The organism is Affinundibacterium flavidum, from assembly GCF_014284175.1.
GTDB lineage: Bacteria > Pseudomonadota > Gammaproteobacteria > Burkholderiales > Burkholderiaceae_D > Undibacterium > Undibacterium flavidum.
On sequence record NZ_JACOGA010000016.1, the window covers coordinates 21,280 to 37,941 of the forward strand.

The window sequence follows — 16,662 nt, forward strand, 5'->3', positions numbered from 1 at the left end:
GATCACACAGAAACGAGAACCAAAGGGGTCAGCATCAATTAAAAAATATTCGATACTTCCCAGTTTTTTTCTGATTTTAAAACTAAACAGACAATACAAACCGAGCCTTTAATTCCCGTAAGAACTGAAACGTATTTACGCAAGGCACGTCGAATTGAAGACAGATATTTGGTACTTTGATTTTCTTCGTATTAGCAGCAGCCAAAGCTTCATGCGTCACGATAGTTGCGCCTATCGTTTTTGCTTTTGCAATAATCCAAGGATCAGCTTTCGCCAAAAATTTATCTCGATTTCCTAGGTTGTAATCGCCTGTCGCGACGACATGTGCAATTTGTGCGAATACAGATTGCATGTTGACATCCCCATTCGCTATGAAATGTGCAGGCCGTTCTTTCACCCAACTAGCTAATTCGTCGTTACTGTCTTTGAGTTCTTTGGCGATCATGTGGATACTGGCGACCACACCAAATTGGAATTGTTGATTTAACCAATCCCAGTATGCGGAACAAATATCCATACCGTAGTATTGGTTCTTTGCTTGGATGTAGGTGTTTGCGTCTAATAAGTATCTCAAAGGCCTAGCTCCTTAGCGAAGTGTGCGATCTTGTTTGGCTTGATGCCGCCCAATAATGCACTTGCCTCGCGTAACAAAAGCTGTCCGCTAAGTGCCTCCGTCACCACCGCCTTGGAGAAAGCCGTGCTGATCTGTGCCTTTTTCAGCGTGTAATACGAAAGGCCGCTAGCTTCCTTATTTTTATGCGCTTTGACTTTTGCGCTGATAAAAAGTCCGTATTCTTCTTGCGTGATGAAGCCTAAGGTCAACGCTCGTCTCGCGAGTGCCCAAGTGCTTACTTGGAAGCGCACTTCAAGTGTCGGAAGATTGGCTTGCCAACTTTCTAGTTGATCATTCCATAAACTGCGAAATTCTTGTTTAGGCACGGGAGAATAGGGTCACAAGGAGAATAGAAGGAGAATAGAGCCAGGTCTTAAATTTGACATTATTCAACCTCCACTCTACCCTCTTCTAGAGGGAGTAAGCTGATTGAGGGCTGACGCATGCTTTAGTCCGGGACTAGCCTTCTTTTGCTTGTTAGCTCAGCGTTTGAAGTAAGCAATTTGCTGCGGTGTATGAATGCGATTTGACGCCATAAGCTTCTCCAAGATCGTCGATGTACTCGCCCGTAAATACATCCATAACGATCGTAAAAAACGATGGTCGATTGAAGAGTGCTGTCGGTAACGACTTCGCCGCGCAGGTCAGCGTCAAGCCCTATGATTAATTTCTAGCGGATCTATTTGCAAAAGCCACTGACTGGAATTTTTTCACCCGTTTATTTCACCCGTTTATATCTCGCGAGAATGGTGGTTGGACTTTCCCAAGTTCATCGACAAACCTTAATTGCAGAAGAACTGCTTCATTGTGTTGCACGAGTAATACACGTTCATTTAGAGAATCACTGAGTTTCCTATTTTCATTTAATTCTAATCGTTGCACCTACACTTTGCAGGCACTTTTGTATCGGCCTACGATATTAAAAGAACTGGGGGTAGTGACACGCTTGGAAACCCAAGTGGCAAAGCTGCTTAGTGCATTACCCGCCCAAGTAACAGGCACATATTTTGCATCGAGTCTATTTATCTGGCGTCGTCCAACCAGAAATAGGTGATAACAGTTCTACTCTGTCTGTCATCTGACATAGCAGCAAACTAAAGCCGTTTCTCCAAATACCCAAATTGACATGTAAAGATAAAACACTTATGAATACCTCAAGCAATGTTCAAGCTTTACCCAGCCAAACCATCAATTTTTCGGTGGCCAATCCCACGCCTTCTGCCAACCTCTCACTAGCCAAATCACAAGGCGCGGGATTTCGTTCGCAATATAGCACTTGGTCGCTAACGGAAAGCACTGGCTTCATGCAATTCAATCTCCAGCTCAGCACACCTGTGCGTGTCGCTTGGAGCATGGTAGTGTGCGCTGCTTTGGTCGATGGCGAAGCGAATAATCCCATTTCAATCAACGTCAACGGTTTTTCATTTATTCCTGATTACGTAGACCAAGATCCCAATTTTCACACGATAAATTGGACGATTCCGCCATCCTTATTGAACGCTGGCGACAATGCTATTACGGTCACGTTGCTAGACTCGGCCAGCAGTCAGTTTTTTATCCAGTCAGTGACTGTTGCAGCTACTAGCCTTACTCGTAGCAACGCCTGGAATAATGACGGCAGCTTTCAAAATACGGATTTATTGTGGTATGCCAAAGGTGTGGGCGCGATGATGTCGCGCTCGCTAGACGACCCTACCAGTTGGTGGTTTTTTGCGGCGATTCATGGTCAATACATCGTTGATAACGATGATCCTGGCACTCCAGCACCCAGCGGCTTTCCAAATTGGGCTGATATTCCCCCTGTTCCCGCCGTACCAACTAGTCCCTTGCCTAGCAACACACTCATTGCTCAATATTGGGATCAGTGCCAACATGCTGGTTGGTTTTTTCCACCCTGGCATCGTGGCTATCTCTATGCACTCGAAAACATTCTGAGCATCATTATCCAACAACAAGGTGGCCCGGCCAATTGGGCTTTGCCTTACTGGAATTATCTCGATACGAATACCAATGAATTGAATATGCCACCCGCATTCTCGCAAACGCAATTGCCTGACAGTACGCCAAATCCACTTTTTGTCACGGCACGATATGGTATTGAAGGTAACGGTAAGATTTATATTGATCCAACGGTAGTCAATCAGTCTTGCCAGCAAGATACGGTCTACACCGATGCTTATGGTGGCGGCGATACTGAGGGTTTTGCCCATTTCGGATCATCGACGGGTGATCTCGAGCAAAATCCGCATAATATGGTTCACGTCGAAGTGGGTGGTCAGGTTAGCCAAACCTTGTGGGGTTTAATGTCTGATCCGGGTCTGGCTGGGCTGGATCCGATTTTTTATCTACACCACTCCAATATCGACCGTCTGTGGGCGAGCTGGAATCAAGCGGATAATGTTAATCCCACCGACTCAGATTGGTTGGAAGGCCCGAATGACAGCGACCCCAGAGGCAATCGTCGGCCATTCTATATGCCTAATCCCAATGGTTCGGCTTGGTTGTACTACCCTTCGATGGTGAACACCATCAGTCAGCTCGATTACTCGTACCAAGACCTCAACGCGCAAACCAGTGTCACAGCGCCTAATCTGATGCAGACACGTTTGCGCACTTTAAGCAAAACCTCAACTCTAGCTGCACCTACGCTTATGCAAAACAAAGACACACCCGAATTATTTGGTGCTTCCAACCAAAAAATCAGTCTCGGCACGGCTGCCACTCAAGTCAGCGTTAAATTGGATAACACACCGAAACAAACACTGCTAAAAAGCCTAGCATCGGTCAGTGCCAATCAATTGCCTGACGATGTCTACCTCGCGCTGGAAGGCATCAAGGGCGAAATGGATGCGGCTATTTATAAAGTCATCGTCAATAATATTGATGCGGGTCACTTCTCACTCTTTGGGGTCCGCAAAGCGACTTTGCAAACAGGCCACCATGCTGGTGCTGGTCTGACGGTGAAATTGAATATCTCAGCCATAGCGGACCAACTACATTTGGTGGGAGATCTCCTTGATAGCCTGGATATCAAGATAGAGCCACAAGGGTCTCTCCAATCGGATGGAGAAACCTGCACCATCGATCGCATCAGCGTTTATCGTCTGGCTAATAAGTAAAGGACCTAAATCATGAGACTATCAGCAGAACTCCAACGCAAAATTAATGGTTTGCTGATTAGTCTCAGTCTAGTGGCTTGGGCACTGCTGATTTTCAGGCCGGGCGGCAGGCTCGAGATGGATATTTGCCGCGTCTTAACACCGACGACATTTTGGCTTAGCTTCGCGCAATTAGAAAATTTCAATCTAGTTTGGGATCAATTGCTGGGTTGGAGCCTGATGGTGCTGGCGATGATGTGCCCCAAATTAATACTACCAATTCAACAGCTCGTTGCGCTAAGTCTCAAACGCCTGCGTATCTTAAACGCGAGCCTGTTTGTACTTGGCTATCTCACTAGTTGGACTATGGCCGGTATCTTGATATTGGCAACCAGCCTGAACATCCTTCGCCTACTACCGCAGTCTTACCTGCCAGCTCTAGTCTGTTTGCTGCTGGCAATTATCTGGCAATGTTCACCGTATAAGCAATTTTTTTTAAATCAAGGCCGCCAGCACAAAATAATTCGAGCGTTTGGCTACCAAGCCGCCTTCGACTCGTATGTCTATGGCGTGCGGCACGGCCTATGGTGCGTAGGTTCAGGCCTGTTACTGATGTTATTCCCCATGCTGCTGCCCACAGCGCATATTTTCGCCATGGCACTCATCACCTTCATCATGCTGAGTGAACACCTGCAAAACCCCCGCCCCATCAAATGGCGCGTTGATTTACGATTGCAATTGTTGCGTTATTTGATTGTGCGGGCTGGCAAATACTTGACCAATGTCAAATGGCGTACTGCTGGGGATGTGGAGAGCTAAGGTCGTTCACTGAGATGAAAGCGGACTTTGTAGACGGTAACAATGATGGCTACATTTTTAACGAACGCTTTCCTACGATTGCTGTCATTCTAATTTAATTTTAATCTTTATGACCAGCCCAATGAAGTTTGAAAAAGAATGGTTTGCGTCACTTTGATATTGTCGATCAAGGTTGCGAGACAATTTCCAAGCTCGCCGCGACGCTGTTGAATTCTGAGGTCTGGTATTTTTGGTGGAATTGACGGTTTTAATACGTTCCTGCCAAGAAAGCGAGAATCGTAAATTGAATCCTTCACTTCAAAAATGAAAAAATGGGAGTCACGACTTGACCCCATTTTTCATAGCCTTGTTAGCATCAAGTTAGGAAAAATGCTGTGTGATCGCATATATTCCTTGCACCACTTGTGCCATGCGGCGGTAGTCGAGTTTTTCAAAGGTATCGGTCATCCTGTGATAGTGGGGGTTGCGAAAAAAAGCGGTGTCTGAGACCATCAATGCTGGGTAGCCTTCATTCCAGAAATTCAAGTGATCTGAAAGAGCGATACCCTGCAAATTCGCTGGCGCGTTGCAGGAGACGACCGGTAGATTGCTAACGCCGCGCATGAGTGCTTTGGCGCGGCGGATTGCGCCAAAATTACTTAAATTGCCGACCAGAGTAATAAAGTTGCCGCGATCCCCATACAGAGCGGACATACCCGGCGCGGGATAGTCTTGGCTGTTAGCCTTATCGGCAAAATAGCCTATCATTTCTATCGACAACATCAATTGAACTTCATGTCCTGATTCCTTGAGTGAGCGTGCATGTCGAAAGCTGCCCATTTCTTCGGTGCCAAAATGGGGATCTTCTTCCAGCGTGTAGGCCACCAGTTCTATCGATCGGGATTGCTGTTTTTTGCTCAGCAGTCGCGCTAGTTCAAGCAAGCCCGCCACACCACTGGCATTGTCGTCAGCGCCAGGTGTCGCCATTCCTTTTGGTTTCCAGTTGCGAAGCGATTGAGCGTCTGAGTCGTAATGCGCTCCGATGACTAATAACGGCCCTGTGGAAGGCCCAAATCGCGCTATGAAGTTTTTGTATGTCTTGCCCTTGACCTTGACTTCTTGCACTTCAACTGGCGCACCCATTGCTTTCAACTCGTCGAAAACGTATTGGCCCGCCTTTTCGAGATTTGAAAAACTGCTCGAACTACGCGGGTGAACGTCCGTCGAAAGGTATTTCACATGAGCTTTCAGTTTAATTAAATCGATCTCCTCGGGCGTTGAAGGAATCGGTGTCACGAAGGGCTGTGTTACGATGGAGATGACAAGGGCAGCAAGTAAAACAATCGTGGTGATTGTGATGTAGAGGGTCTTCAGACGCATAGTAAATTTAGGATAATTGGTTTTCGGGTAAAAACTGTTGAAAAAATCTAGGTTAAACCAATAAAACATTGTCACTTAACGGTGTGTTTAGGAATTGTTTGAAAAAAGGAACTTTATGCGTCACACAATTCCCTTGAACAATGAACTTTTCTTCGGTTCAGCCCAACAAGGATTCTCTGCTTCAAAGCCACACTGGCACTGCGGTTTCAATTTGCAAAAAATAAGCTAACTTGAGAAGCTTCATTCGAATTTGCCTTAGATTTCATTTCGCTCCTCCCAACAAGAATTGGCTCAAATTCACCCAGAATTCGGGCTTTTGGAAGCATAGAAAAAACGCCAATATTTGTCCAGCGACGAGAGAGGGCAAACCGATGGAATAGACGCGATGAACAGAATGGATGACGATGTGATCACGAATCATCGCCAAGACTATTAATGCGTCAACAAAAAAGTAAAACCACCAGCTAGGTACAATGAAATGCAATCTGGCGAAGGCTGCGCTGGTTAAGCAACATGTGGCGATGAGCAAAAGCCGCTTATGATATTCCGGTCTACTTCGCCACCACATTGCTAAACCAAATGCGATTGAAAAGCTAAGCATATCGTTGAGCGAGATACTAAAAAACACTGGATTGGTGCTGTGACCTTGACTGAGATGCCACTGATTCATTGCAATTTCGGTGGCAATCCCGAGTATTGGTAGTGAAATACCTAGTGCAAAACCGAATTGTCCCAATTGCCTGTGCAAGCGTAAATTCGCCCCTCTTACCAAACTCACTTGAACACAAAGTAGTAGCACCCATGCGACAGAAACTGCTGCATGGAGATACAAAATGAGAGGTGGACGAAGTGATGGATAAACCATTGTTTGGGCTAAATTCGGGCCAAAGGCAAATCCAATGATCGTCGCGATCAATAAAGACATGAACAAGTAAAAATAGGTGCTTAGTAGTTTCTTCATTTCCAAATTCCCGTCGCCAATAAAGAAGAATTCTGTTTATCAAGGGCCTCTTTGACGGAGGCAATGTAGCGTTCGCTTATTTGGGTCTGATCACCGCAACGCATGACCATTTTGTAGTAATTGTCAGCAGCCACATAGATGCTGGCGATTTGATCCTTGCGAACAATAGTGCCGCGATGTATGCGCATAAAAATCTTCGGGTCTAAATGCTTTACAAGGCGGGTCATCGGAGCACGGTAGAGAATGGCGCGCGCGTCTGTGTGAAGTTGCATGTAATTGCCTTGCGCTTCAATCCATAAAACATCGCTGAGAAAAACTGTTTCTATTTTTCCGATAGAGCGTACACAGACCTGTTGCCAATACTCTTGCGTCGGCTGTGTTTTGCTGTTTTCATCTTCAACATAGCGACGCAACGCTTTTCGATAGTCGGCTTTCTGCTGTAGTGAAAGCATACTTTCCGCACGCTCTAAAGCTTTGGCAAGGCGCGTATCGTTGAGTGGCTTCAATAGATAATCAAGTGCGTGTAATTCAAATGCTTCAATCGCATGTTCATTAAATACAGTGACAAAAATAATTAACGGTGGTGCTTCTTGCGTTGATAATTCTCGCGCCAATTGCAGGCCAGTCTCCTCGGGCATCTGTATATCTAAAAAAATGACATCTATCTGTTCAGACGCCAGAATATTGCGTGCTTCGGCAACACTAGAAACCTGTGCCACTATTGACCAATTGCTGTGTTCATCAATGGCGCATTGTAGATTTTTTCTACCCAGTTCTTCATCATCAACAATTAAGGCGCGGGGAATAAAAGTGGGCAAATTTTGGTTCATAGCATGTCGTCAGCTTGGTCGGGTCGATAGCTTGGTATGGTGATGACAACGCTAAAATCTTGTGCGCCTTCCTTAATGTGCATACTCGCTTTACCTTCGTACATCAACTCTAGGCGTAATCGTGTTTGTGATAAACCTAGGCCTAAACCTGGATTCTTTTTTGCCTTGCTTTGAATCTGATTGTTTATTTGAATAGTGATCTGACTTTGATCTTGATTCAAACTCAGTAGCACATCGATTTTGCTTTTGCCCTTATGGCAATCGAGATCATGGCGCAAGGCATTCTCTATTAATGGTTGCAGTAATAATGGTAGACAATCACCGTGCAAAATTGCAGGTACATCACCATGGATGGAAACCTCTAGTCGGCCACCATAGCGTAACTGTTGTAGCGCTAGATAGTCACGTATGAAGTCAAGTTCGTCTTTAAAGCTGCCCCAGTCTCTGTTGCTTGCCCTCAGTGCGTAACTCAATAAATCGCTTAGTTTTTGGATACCAACTAGTGCGACAGATTTCTCGTTTGTTCTTACTAACGCGCTGATGGCATTCAGCGCATTGAAAATGAAATGTGGCTCTAGCTGTTGTTTTAAACTCTGTAGACGTTGTTGTTCAAGCGCGAGTTCGAGCTGAAGATAGGCGGTTTGTGTCTGCTGCAAAGTGGCATTGCGTGCTTGTCCGATATACCAAATGCGAATTGCGATAACCGCAGTAAAGGTACCGGTGAACCAGCAAAATTCTATAAACCAAGTAAAGCTATTATTGTGTATAAACTCTGACCAAAGACTGTCTAGCGTATGCGGGCCAGGCGTATTTAACCAAGTTGGGACAATAGTGCTATACAGTACGTGGAGTGGAAAAAAAGTGAGAACTAATAGCACATAGAGACGAATGACGTGGCCTGTAGTGGCAATTTTTTCTGGATTTTTTTGTAGAAAAATATAGAGGCCGGTACTGATGAAAAACAGCATTGTGAGTGCATTGACCCCAGTGAGCCATAGCCCTAAATACGGTAAATAACCACCGTGACGCAAGATGTCGTGGTAGCGCCCCGCCGAACCCAAGGTGCTGATTCCCAGCCATATCAATAAATTGACACCTACAACTTTCAGCAAAGGCGCGTCGATGCTAGTGGGTGTGCTGTTGGACAAGTGCGTAGTATTCATGGCAGCGAGTGTACATGACGACATGGCCTGTGAAAACAATCTAGCTATACATTTTGTCACCTGCTTTTACAGTTTCGTCACTTACCCAATTTGAGAGGTGCAGAGGCGTGTTTGTGAAGTATGCGCGAAGTGTGACGCAGGTCTTACTATTGACATTTGATTAGATATTCACAAGTAGACATTCACAGCACATAGGGAGCGCCCATTAAGGTCCGACCCCAGATTGGTATAGCAGCGGCGGAACGAAAACCGAATGATCATCGCTCTTTACTTGTCGGATGACTGGCATTGAGTTGTTGCAGTAACGGTATCGCGACATCATCTTTCGGGTTCAGCGCCAGCGCTTTTCGACAGTTGACGAGCGCCTCAGCCCAATTGCCTGCCGCTAGGTACGCTTCGGCCAGACGGACATGGGCTCTTGCCGATTGTGGGTAAGCTACCAGGTTCAAACGGAAAATGCCGATCGCGTCATCATAACGCCGGCTGGCAACCAGTTTCTTACCCAAAGCCCGCAGCTCACTCTCATCGAAGTTATAACGCGTCGGCGCTGCAGATTTCAATGCGTGATATTGCTTTATGGCCTGATCAAGGCTGCCGGAAAGGAGGGTGGCAGAAAGCGTATCGGCAATAGAAATGCGATGGTCATTCGCCGCCTTGACTGCTGGAATCCAAGAGAACATCGAAACACCGACTGTCCCGATGACAGTCAATCCTGCGGCAATCGCCAGGGTGGCTGCCATGAAGAGCTTGCGGCTGGTAGCGGCATTCTGTTTGGTGCGCAGATAGAGCTCAAGAACGATCAGGGGAACCAGGTAGCAACCGAAGGACCAGAAAATGACCACGGGACCATCAAAGTTGGCACCCATGCCGACCGGGCCTTGAGCAATAATCAGCCAGGCGAATAGTCCAATCCTGGTAAACCACTGCGCATTCGACACAAGATAAAGACGCAGCGCCCAAAGGCGATGGCTGGCAATGTCACGCCGCATCGCTGTGCGCAAGGAGAGCCAACCGAAGCCAAGGATAAACACAGCATTGAGCGTGATGGCCAGGTCGGCGATCAATGGTGCGGGTGTACCGCGAATCCAGATCATGTACAGCCCTGTGATGCTCAGGCAGAGCACGGTTGCCATAAACAGGCGACCGTTCCAGCGGTGAAAAGTAGGCGCCGCTTTCCGTAACTGAGGGATGAGTTGTACCGCGCCGCCAAACGCGATGATGGCGGCAAGTAATGCATGTGCAGCAAACGCGAGATTGCCGACCGTATCGCCAGCCACGTAGCCCTTCGGTAACATTGGATTTTTGGTCCAGAGTTGAAAGTTGCCAGTCAACGTCGATGGTGCATAAAAGCCCAAGAGATAGGCCAGAAATACCCACTGGCCTATGATCGCTATGACAAACCACGCACGCGTCGCGATGCTAAAGAGTTTGTCTGCCAGCGCTCTGGATGCTGCCCCGCTTCCAGTAATCTTGGTGCGTCCAGGCATGCCTATTGCGCCTGTATCGCTGGCCGTTTTGCCTTGCGGCAGGTCGATGTGATTAATTGTCATTTCCATTCCTCAACTGGTTTGCGCTTGTCAGGTAGCACTTTGCGCATTGCCATGAGCCTCTGCCAGTGAATTGCGATGACCCACGTTACAATCTCGATGAATGACGGTCTATGGCGATGGCTTACAAGAAGGCCGTAGGCTGTGCCGGCTGAACCGCTAGGTGCTCCGTCGCAGCAAACCAAGCTTTGGTCGGGTCACCAGCGTGGTGAATCCATGGCTGTGCACCAAGGTGAGGGGGAGAGTATGAGTAAGGCGGCGATGGACGATAGTAATCAAAAGGGTCTTTCCGTTTTTGAGATACAAAAACTCACCCTTACAATCGCCAGATGTTTTCGAGGAAAATGTTGTGCATCATTTTGTCGCATCAATTCATTGAGACGTTAATTGGCCGTTTCCCGCGTTCAAATCTCAGACTCTCATAGGATTGAACTTCCAATCCCTCATTTCCTACCTTGCACCCCACTCCACGAAATCAGCAAACTGCAATGAAGACTTGACTCCTGTATTTATCTGTATATACTTAATATGCTCAGTTAAGCACGGAACTTCAGGAACTTCAAAAGGCTTCAGACAATGACCACAGATAAACTTTTTCTCTCCAATCACGATAGTACGCCGATGTACGAACAGATCATGGAGCAGATTACCACCAAGGTAATGGCTGGTGATTGGCGCCCGGGTCAATCCCTGCCTTCGATACGTGAATTAGCTAGCGCGAGTAGCGTGAGTGTGATCACCGTTAAACGCGCCTATCTCGAATTAGAACGCGCGGGCGTGATCGTCACTCGGCAAGGCAAAGGTTCCTTCGTTGCCGAGACTCAGGATCTGGCCAAACAACTTGTTCGGGACGAATTCGATGCGCATCTAATGGGCATGGTGGGCGCCGCGCACAAATTGGGTATGGATGGGAAGGAGGTGGTCGAGCATGTTAGTGCCGCTATGGTAGCGACCGCCCCCGACGTTTCCAACAGCAAAGCCATCAATGCAAAAACCAGCACAAACTCTTCTTTGACAAGGATCATCAAATGAATTTGCAAACCGATGTTGCCATTTCATTGCGCGCCGTGCAGAAAACTTACGCGGACTTTGTGCTGCACCCACTAGATTTAGAATTGCCTACTGGGCAGATTATGGGCTTGGTTGGAGCCAATGGCGCAGGTAAATCCACCATTATGCGTATCCTCATGGGCTTGATTCGTGCCGATGCAGGCGAAGTCGACGTCTGTGGTCATCGATTACCAGAGGCGCAGGTGGCAGCGAAACGGGATGTCGGTTATGCCTCTGAAGACATGCGCTTATACAAAACGCAGACACTGCGTTGGCATATGGATTTTATCCAGGGGATTTTCCCCGAGTGGGATGAAACTTACGCAGCGCAATTGCTCAAGCGTTTTGATCTGAAATCGCAACAGAAGTTAGGTGGTTTTTCGCACGGACAAAGGGTGAAAGCCGCCTTGCTGTTGATTCTTGCGCGCCGTCCGAAACTGTTGCTACTCGATGAACCAACCACAGGTTTAGATCCGGTCGCGCGGGCTGAAGTGCTTGAGGCTTTGGCGGATGTGTTGCGGGACGAATCGCGCAGTGTTCTCTTCTCATCGCATAACACGGTCGATGTGGAACAGCTTTCCGATTCCATCAGTTTTATCCACAAAGGCAAGCTCGTGGCATCCGAAGATAAGGAAACTTTCTTATCCAGTTGGCGCCGCATTATTTGCCACGGACCTTGGCAAGATGAGCTCAAAGACATACCCGAAGTGATCAGTGCGCGCAATAACGGCTCCATCATTGAACTCAAGGTGCGCAACGCAGGGGATGTTTTTGAGACGCGCCTTGCACAGATGAACCTGACGGTGAACACGGTAGAACCCATGAACCTAGAAGACATTTTCGTGACGAGCGTTCGCGCGGGAGACAAATGATGAGCACACTACCTCAAAACAACGCGAGTGAAACGCAACAAACAAGACACATGATCAAAAGGCTCATTCTGAAAGAGTTTCACATGTATCAAAAACAATTTGCGGCTTACGTGATCGGGCTACTCATTGGTTTGACCCTGATCGGCATGGCGAAGACGTGGGCGTTTTATGCTGGCGGCATGATCTTGCTCGTGCTCTTGATTTGTGTCGGTGGGTTTGCGATTCAGACCTCACTTCTGAATGAACGCAGGGAACACACTTTGACTTTCATGATGAGTCTGCCGATGACGCCGATGACTTTTTTTTGGAGCAAAGTTTTAGCTAATCTGGTGCTTTATCTTGTACCTTTCTTGATCGTGGTGGCGGGGACCGCGTTCTTGGTTCTGTTTACGCCTTTGCCAGACGGTATTTTGATTTGGTCATTCTTGATCTACGGGTTTCTGGCAACGAATTTTTTCATCTCGCTGAGTGCGGCTTTGGTGCTGGAGTCAGAGGGTTGGAATATCTTCGTTCAAATTGCGGTATCGACTTTCGTCGGCCCATTTATGGTCGTCCTCGGCACCATTGACGCCATCGGTAAGAAAATTGAAACCAACGACATCGTTTTGAGTCAAGAAGCTTTGAGCATTTTTGCTTTGGAGTTGGCAGTAATATTGTTGTCACTTGCTTTTGCCCGTGCCGTGTATCGCCGCAAGGATTCTTTTCTATGAACGCCCCAGCGCAGATGCCAGAAGCGAATGAGCGCTTTCACTACATGGACAATCTGCGCGCCCTGGCGATGCTGACGGGTGTGGTGTTTCATACCGCACTCGCCTATAGCGTTTTGGCACATCCATTTTGGCCCACTGCTGACAGGGGACAATCGCTTATCGTAGACGCGTTTGCCTGGTTCTTTCATCTATTTCGCATGCCCTTGTTCTTTGTGGTGGCGGGTTTCTTTGCCGCTTTGCTCGTGCAAAAGCGGGGCATGGGCGGCATGCTTAAAAACCGCTTCATGCGCATCATCTTGCCCTTGCTTGTGTTCTGGCCGCTTGTCTATTTCTCGATGGGCTGGCTCATTCGTCTGGCGATTACGGATGTAGAGAATTTATCTCCTTTACTTCAAGTGATTAAGCCGTGGCTGGACAATCCCCAAGCACCCACGGCACCACCCACGCTCGCGCACCTATGGTTTTTACCCTATGTGATGTGCTTTTGCATTTTGGTTTGGGTGGCTTCAACATTGGAATGGAATGAACATCTTAGCTGGCTAGATAGTTGGCTAGATGCGTTGACGCCAATGAAGAAGGTCTGCCTTGTACCGCTGGCCCTGATGCCAGCACTGTTTGCCGTACCAGCGCCTTTTCCAGCACCGGAAAGCTTCTTCCCGCAATGGTGGGCGCTGCTCTTTTACGGAGCGTATTTCCTGATCGGATTTCGTCTATTTCATCAAGCTCGTTGGATAGATCAACTAAGCCTGTTCGCGCCTAGATTGCTGCTGTTATCGTTATTGGCGTATGCGCTGTTTCTTTACCTTCTGCGAATCAATGGGGCGATCAAACCTGATCTATCCTTACAAGCGATTCTGGTGCTTTTACAAGCCTATACTGGGTATTGGATGACGCTTGTGTGCATTATCTTTGGTCGACGCTGGCTCGATGCGCATCATGGCTTTCTGCGCTATATCGCTGATGCTTCTTACTGGGTATATCTGATTCACTTACCATTGATCTTTGCCATCCAAATTCCATTAATGGACGTGAACTTACATTGGAGTGTGAAACTAAGCCTTTCACTATGTGCGACCTTGAGCATCGCATTTCTTACTTATCACCTGTTCGTACGTGGGCGCCTGTTGGGGAAATTTTTAAACGGCAATAATTCAGACACTAAGACCTCATGCGCTAAGACCTCTGCATCATAGCTTTGCATCACGCACAGTCGCTCGCAAAGACATGGTATTCGCATCTGATTGAAACAAACCGAGCCAGTTTCTCTGACGGTATGAAATTGCTGAATGGCTCTTATGCCCAATATGTCAACAGGCAGTATCAACGGGTAGGCCATGTTTTTCAGGGGCGATTTAAAGCGATTTTGGCGCAGAAAGAATTCTACCTGCTTGAATTGGCGCGCTACATCGCCTTAAATCCGGTACGTGCCGGCATGGTGCGCAGTGCCAAAGACTGGCCGTGGAGTAGCTATCGTGCTACTGCTGGATTGGCAGAAGGCGCGGCATGTTTAAGCCAGATTTTCCATTAGGTGCACCTGCGGTGCTATTTGCGTGCTGACAGCGCATTTTCGGCTATTTTTGCTACTCTTCGTTGCTAATAGCTCGCTATTAGCGCCTCATTCGCATCAAAACTATCTCGAAAAGTGCATCCGTCTTCATCGCAAATCCTAATGGAAATTCTGGGTTTAACGACCGAGTGGGTTCTGGGTGGATTTGCCAAGACTAAGAAAGTCGCACAGCAGCGTTATCGTGAATTTGTACAGCAGGGCAAAGGACAAGCTTCTCCTTGGCAGAGCTTGAAGAACCAAATTTATCTCGGTGACGACGATTTTGTACTTGATATGCAATGCAAGCTCGATCCCGAACAATCACTCAAAGACATCCCCAAAAAACAAAAACAAACCCCCATCAAGCCATTGGATTACTTTGTCAATTTGGGAAACACGCGAAACGAAAATATGGCACTGGCATACTTAAGTGGGCATTGCACACTTGAGCATGTAGTTACCCATTTTGGGGTAAGTTACGCGACGGTGAGTCGTGCAGTGAAACAGAAAGAAAGTTCTTCTACAACGGATTCTATCGTGCGGTCGCCTCGATCGTAGACTTTGAGTAGTGCTTGCTCTTTGAATTGGTAAGAATAAGTTCTATACATCTTTTGCATCTTGCGTTTGATCTCGGATCGAGATTCTTGAGGCGACAACTAGTCTGACAGATAGAGTTACAAATGGAGTCCTTTTTTCAACATTAAAGACAACTTAATAGTTAAAAGGCAACACGAAATAGTCGACTTCTCGTAGAATGACGAGCCTGCCAATTTTGGTATATCTCGATGAGGATCAGGCATCTACTTTTAGGGAACATTTAAATGAGCAGTTGTATTTTGAGATTATTCGCAGTTGTGTTGTCGGTGGCGGCTTTGGTGTCCGGTTGCGGCGGTGGCGGCGGCGGTAATAGTACGTCGAGTACGGTGACCACGATGACCACGGTGACCGTCAGCGCCCCAAGCAGCATGCCTGTAATTGCCAGTACTAAATTGGTGGATGAATATTACGACGATATTGAATTTTCTGGAACGATCAGCGGTAATCTCGATAGCCTGAACGGGAAGACCGTGTTCGTATTAGTGGAAGACCCAGCCAACCTGTTCCAAGCCGAGGGATATTTGATCATCCAGCGCCTCGCAAGCGGCTCGACTTATATCCTCAGACTGATAGGTAAGCAGTTGAAAGTGGCCGGTCACTTCACTGGCAATGTGCGCGTCAGGGCTTGCCTAGATGCGGCGTGTACTCAACCGATCGCTGGCACCCCGCTCCTGTTACCATACAACGTGAAAGTGGAGGCCGGGCTGACCGTGAGCCGGAATGAAATCAATGTGACAGTGCCATTTGGCACGGTACCACCACCGGAAATGGTTGATATTGGCTATTCAAGCCTTGGCAAGGGCTGGGTCGCAAACATTTCGAGCCCCTATAGAACCATCGTGGAGGAGCACACGTTAAGCATCGGCAATACAACGTACTATTATCCCTACCCGACCATTGGCGTGCTACCCAGACAGGGCACCATCTTGCAGGACAAGCAGATGCAGATCCAGATCTATCCGAGCAAGCCGGGCAACTATTTCCATACTGTGAGAGTGTCCGCTGTAGCAACGTCCCCGGGCCGGGAACTAATTTTTGAGCAGACCGTGAATGTGCGCTATAACGTCACGCCAAATCCTGCGATCAACTCACTGTTTTACCCAGCAACCTTGGACTTTATGCAGAAACAGCAAACGTCGACAATGGAATACAACTATCAACTGGTTACCAACATAGGTATTGCCAGTGAATTTGTTGGCATCGAGTATCTAAGCGCTGCAGGCACGACCGGCCCTGTTAACAGTTGGTGGAGTGAGTTTCCTTACCGGAGTGCCGCTACTTGTATCAGTAATTATTATAGTGGGATGAGCTGTCTGACGCCGGGCGTCTACACGGCCCAAGTGCGCTATCGTCTGATTACGCCGAAGGGGACCCTCGGCGACGTACTTTATCCGATCCGGATGACGGTCACAGGCGCTTGACGGAAACGGCCTCTGCCTAAAGGAAGCACGGGGTCAAGTCATGACATCACACTTTAGTGATTTGATCACGGTGTTG

Annotated in this window: 17 protein-coding genes; 10 read left to right on the forward strand and 7 right to left on the reverse strand. The window is 47.6% G+C overall.

Annotated elements, in window-relative coordinates:
• Positions 1-82: 82 nt before the first annotated feature.
• Entirely contained in the window at positions 83-574 is a 492-nt protein-coding gene (locus H8K55_RS16235; RefSeq protein WP_186943113.1) for a DUF4411 family protein, read from the reverse strand.
• Entirely contained in the window at positions 571-939 is a 369-nt protein-coding gene (locus tag H8K55_RS16240) for a hypothetical protein (RefSeq protein ID WP_186943114.1), read from the reverse strand. Before H8K55_RS16240 ends, H8K55_RS16235 begins: the two co-directional genes overlap by 4 nt.
• Positions 940-1,758: 819 nt before the next feature.
• Here H8K55_RS16240 and H8K55_RS16245 point away from each other — a divergent pair.
• The 3 genes from H8K55_RS16245 to H8K55_RS22345 all read left to right on the forward strand — a co-directional run bounded on the left by H8K55_RS16245 (position 1,759) and on the right by H8K55_RS22345 (position 4,772).
• Positions 1,759-3,732 (forward strand): tyrosinase family protein, encoded by a 1,974-nt coding sequence (locus tag H8K55_RS16245; protein ID WP_186943115.1) that lies wholly within the window; start codon positions 1,759-1,761, stop codon positions 3,730-3,732.
• 12 nt (positions 3,733-3,744) lie between these two features.
• Positions 3,745-4,530, forward strand: coding sequence for a copper chaperone (locus H8K55_RS16250; protein ID WP_186943116.1), 786 nt, complete (start codon positions 3,745-3,747; stop codon positions 4,528-4,530).
• A gap of 143 nt (positions 4,531-4,673) precedes the next feature.
• Complete coding sequence (locus H8K55_RS22345; RefSeq protein ID WP_408057982.1) at positions 4,674-4,772, forward strand: DUF4253 domain-containing protein; 99 nt, start codon at positions 4,674-4,676, stop codon at positions 4,770-4,772.
• Positions 4,773-4,890: 118 nt separating this feature from the next.
• Here the strand turns inward: H8K55_RS22345 and H8K55_RS16260 are convergent, their stop codons facing one another.
• The 5 genes from H8K55_RS16260 to H8K55_RS16280 form a co-directional block, all read right to left on the reverse strand.
• Positions 4,891-5,958 (reverse strand): M28 family peptidase, encoded by a 1,068-nt coding sequence (locus H8K55_RS16260; RefSeq protein ID WP_222612506.1) that lies wholly within the window; start codon positions 5,956-5,958, stop codon positions 4,891-4,893.
• Between the two features lie 193 nt (positions 5,959-6,151).
• Positions 6,152-6,850, reverse strand: coding sequence for a hypothetical protein (locus H8K55_RS16265; protein WP_186943118.1), 699 nt, complete (start codon positions 6,848-6,850; stop codon positions 6,152-6,154).
• Positions 6,847-7,680, reverse strand: a complete 834-nt coding sequence (locus H8K55_RS16270) for a LytR/AlgR family response regulator transcription factor (RefSeq protein WP_186943119.1) — start codon at positions 7,678-7,680, stop codon at positions 6,847-6,849. The genes H8K55_RS16265 and H8K55_RS16270 overlap by 4 nt, the downstream gene beginning before the upstream one ends.
• On the reverse strand, positions 7,677-8,843 hold the full coding sequence (locus H8K55_RS16275; protein ID WP_186943120.1) for a sensor histidine kinase: 1,167 nt from the start codon (positions 8,841-8,843) through the stop codon (positions 7,677-7,679). The genes H8K55_RS16270 and H8K55_RS16275 overlap by 4 nt, the downstream gene beginning before the upstream one ends.
• Before the next feature lie 257 nt (positions 8,844-9,100).
• Positions 9,101-10,393: a DUF2306 domain-containing protein gene (locus H8K55_RS16280; RefSeq protein ID WP_186943121.1), complete on the reverse strand. Its 1,293-nt coding sequence runs from the start codon at positions 10,391-10,393 to the stop codon at positions 9,101-9,103.
• 573 nt (positions 10,394-10,966) lie between these two features.
• Between H8K55_RS16280 and H8K55_RS16285 the strand changes: the two genes are divergently transcribed.
• From H8K55_RS16285 to H8K55_RS16315, 7 genes are all read left to right on the forward strand, one after another.
• Positions 10,967-11,422, forward strand: a complete 456-nt coding sequence (locus H8K55_RS16285) for a GntR family transcriptional regulator (protein ID WP_230408667.1) — start codon at positions 10,967-10,969, stop codon at positions 11,420-11,422.
• Positions 11,419-12,312: an ABC transporter ATP-binding protein gene (locus tag H8K55_RS16290; RefSeq protein ID WP_186943122.1), complete on the forward strand. Its 894-nt coding sequence runs from the start codon at positions 11,419-11,421 to the stop codon at positions 12,310-12,312. Before H8K55_RS16285 ends, H8K55_RS16290 begins: the two co-directional genes overlap by 4 nt.
• Before the next feature lie 83 nt (positions 12,313-12,395).
• On the forward strand, positions 12,396-13,022 hold the full coding sequence (locus tag H8K55_RS16295) for a hypothetical protein (protein WP_186943123.1): 627 nt from the start codon (positions 12,396-12,398) through the stop codon (positions 13,020-13,022).
• Positions 13,019-14,215: an acyltransferase family protein gene (locus tag H8K55_RS16300; protein WP_186943124.1), complete on the forward strand. Its 1,197-nt coding sequence runs from the start codon at positions 13,019-13,021 to the stop codon at positions 14,213-14,215. The genes H8K55_RS16295 and H8K55_RS16300 overlap by 4 nt, the downstream gene beginning before the upstream one ends.
• Before the next feature lie 80 nt (positions 14,216-14,295).
• The gene (locus H8K55_RS16305; RefSeq protein WP_186943125.1) at positions 14,296-14,550 is read left to right on the forward strand and encodes a hypothetical protein; all 255 of its coding nucleotides are present in this window, start codon (positions 14,296-14,298) and stop codon (positions 14,548-14,550) included.
• Between the two features lie 141 nt (positions 14,551-14,691).
• Positions 14,692-15,126, forward strand: coding sequence for a hypothetical protein (locus H8K55_RS16310; RefSeq protein WP_186943126.1), 435 nt, complete (start codon positions 14,692-14,694; stop codon positions 15,124-15,126).
• A 263-nt stretch (positions 15,127-15,389) separates the two neighbouring features.
• Complete coding sequence (locus tag H8K55_RS16315; protein WP_186943127.1) at positions 15,390-16,586, forward strand: hypothetical protein; 1,197 nt, start codon at positions 15,390-15,392, stop codon at positions 16,584-16,586.
• Positions 16,587-16,662 lie beyond the last annotated feature (76 nt).

What these genes read in the sequence shown, in the direction of transcription:
- H8K55_RS16245 (WP_186943115.1), top strand. Translation starts at nt 1,759, where the DNA reads ATGAATACCTCAAGCAATGTTCAAGCTTTACCCAGCCAAACCATCAAT.
- H8K55_RS16250 (WP_186943116.1), top strand. Translation starts at nt 3,745, where the DNA reads ATGAGACTATCAGCAGAACTCCAACGCAAAATTAATGGTTTGCTGATT.
- H8K55_RS16260 (WP_222612506.1), bottom strand. Translation starts at nt 5,958, where the DNA reads ATGTTTTATTGGTTTAACCTAGATTTTTTCAACAGTTTTTACCCGAAA.
- H8K55_RS16265 (WP_186943118.1), bottom strand. Translation starts at nt 6,850, where the DNA reads ATGAAGAAACTACTAAGCACCTATTTTTACTTGTTCATGTCTTTATTG.
- H8K55_RS16270 (WP_186943119.1), bottom strand. Translation starts at nt 7,680, where the DNA reads ATGAACCAAAATTTGCCCACTTTTATTCCCCGCGCCTTAATTGTTGAT.
- H8K55_RS16275 (WP_186943120.1), bottom strand. Translation starts at nt 8,843, where the DNA reads ATGAATACTACGCACTTGTCCAACAGCACACCCACTAGCATCGACGCG.
- H8K55_RS16280 (WP_186943121.1), bottom strand. Translation starts at nt 10,393, where the DNA reads ATGACAATTAATCACATCGACCTGCCGCAAGGCAAAACGGCCAGCGAT.
- H8K55_RS16285 (WP_230408667.1), top strand. Translation starts at nt 10,967, where the DNA reads ATGACCACAGATAAACTTTTTCTCTCCAATCACGATAGTACGCCGATG.
- H8K55_RS16290 (WP_186943122.1), top strand. Translation starts at nt 11,419, where the DNA reads ATGAATTTGCAAACCGATGTTGCCATTTCATTGCGCGCCGTGCAGAAA.
- H8K55_RS16295 (WP_186943123.1), top strand. Translation starts at nt 12,396, where the DNA reads ATGTATCAAAAACAATTTGCGGCTTACGTGATCGGGCTACTCATTGGT.
- H8K55_RS16300 (WP_186943124.1), top strand. Translation starts at nt 13,019, where the DNA reads ATGAACGCCCCAGCGCAGATGCCAGAAGCGAATGAGCGCTTTCACTAC.
- H8K55_RS16305 (WP_186943125.1), top strand. Translation starts at nt 14,296, where the DNA reads ATGAAATTGCTGAATGGCTCTTATGCCCAATATGTCAACAGGCAGTAT.
- H8K55_RS16310 (WP_186943126.1), top strand. Translation starts at nt 14,692, where the DNA reads ATGGAAATTCTGGGTTTAACGACCGAGTGGGTTCTGGGTGGATTTGCC.
- H8K55_RS16315 (WP_186943127.1), top strand. Translation starts at nt 15,390, where the DNA reads ATGAGCAGTTGTATTTTGAGATTATTCGCAGTTGTGTTGTCGGTGGCG.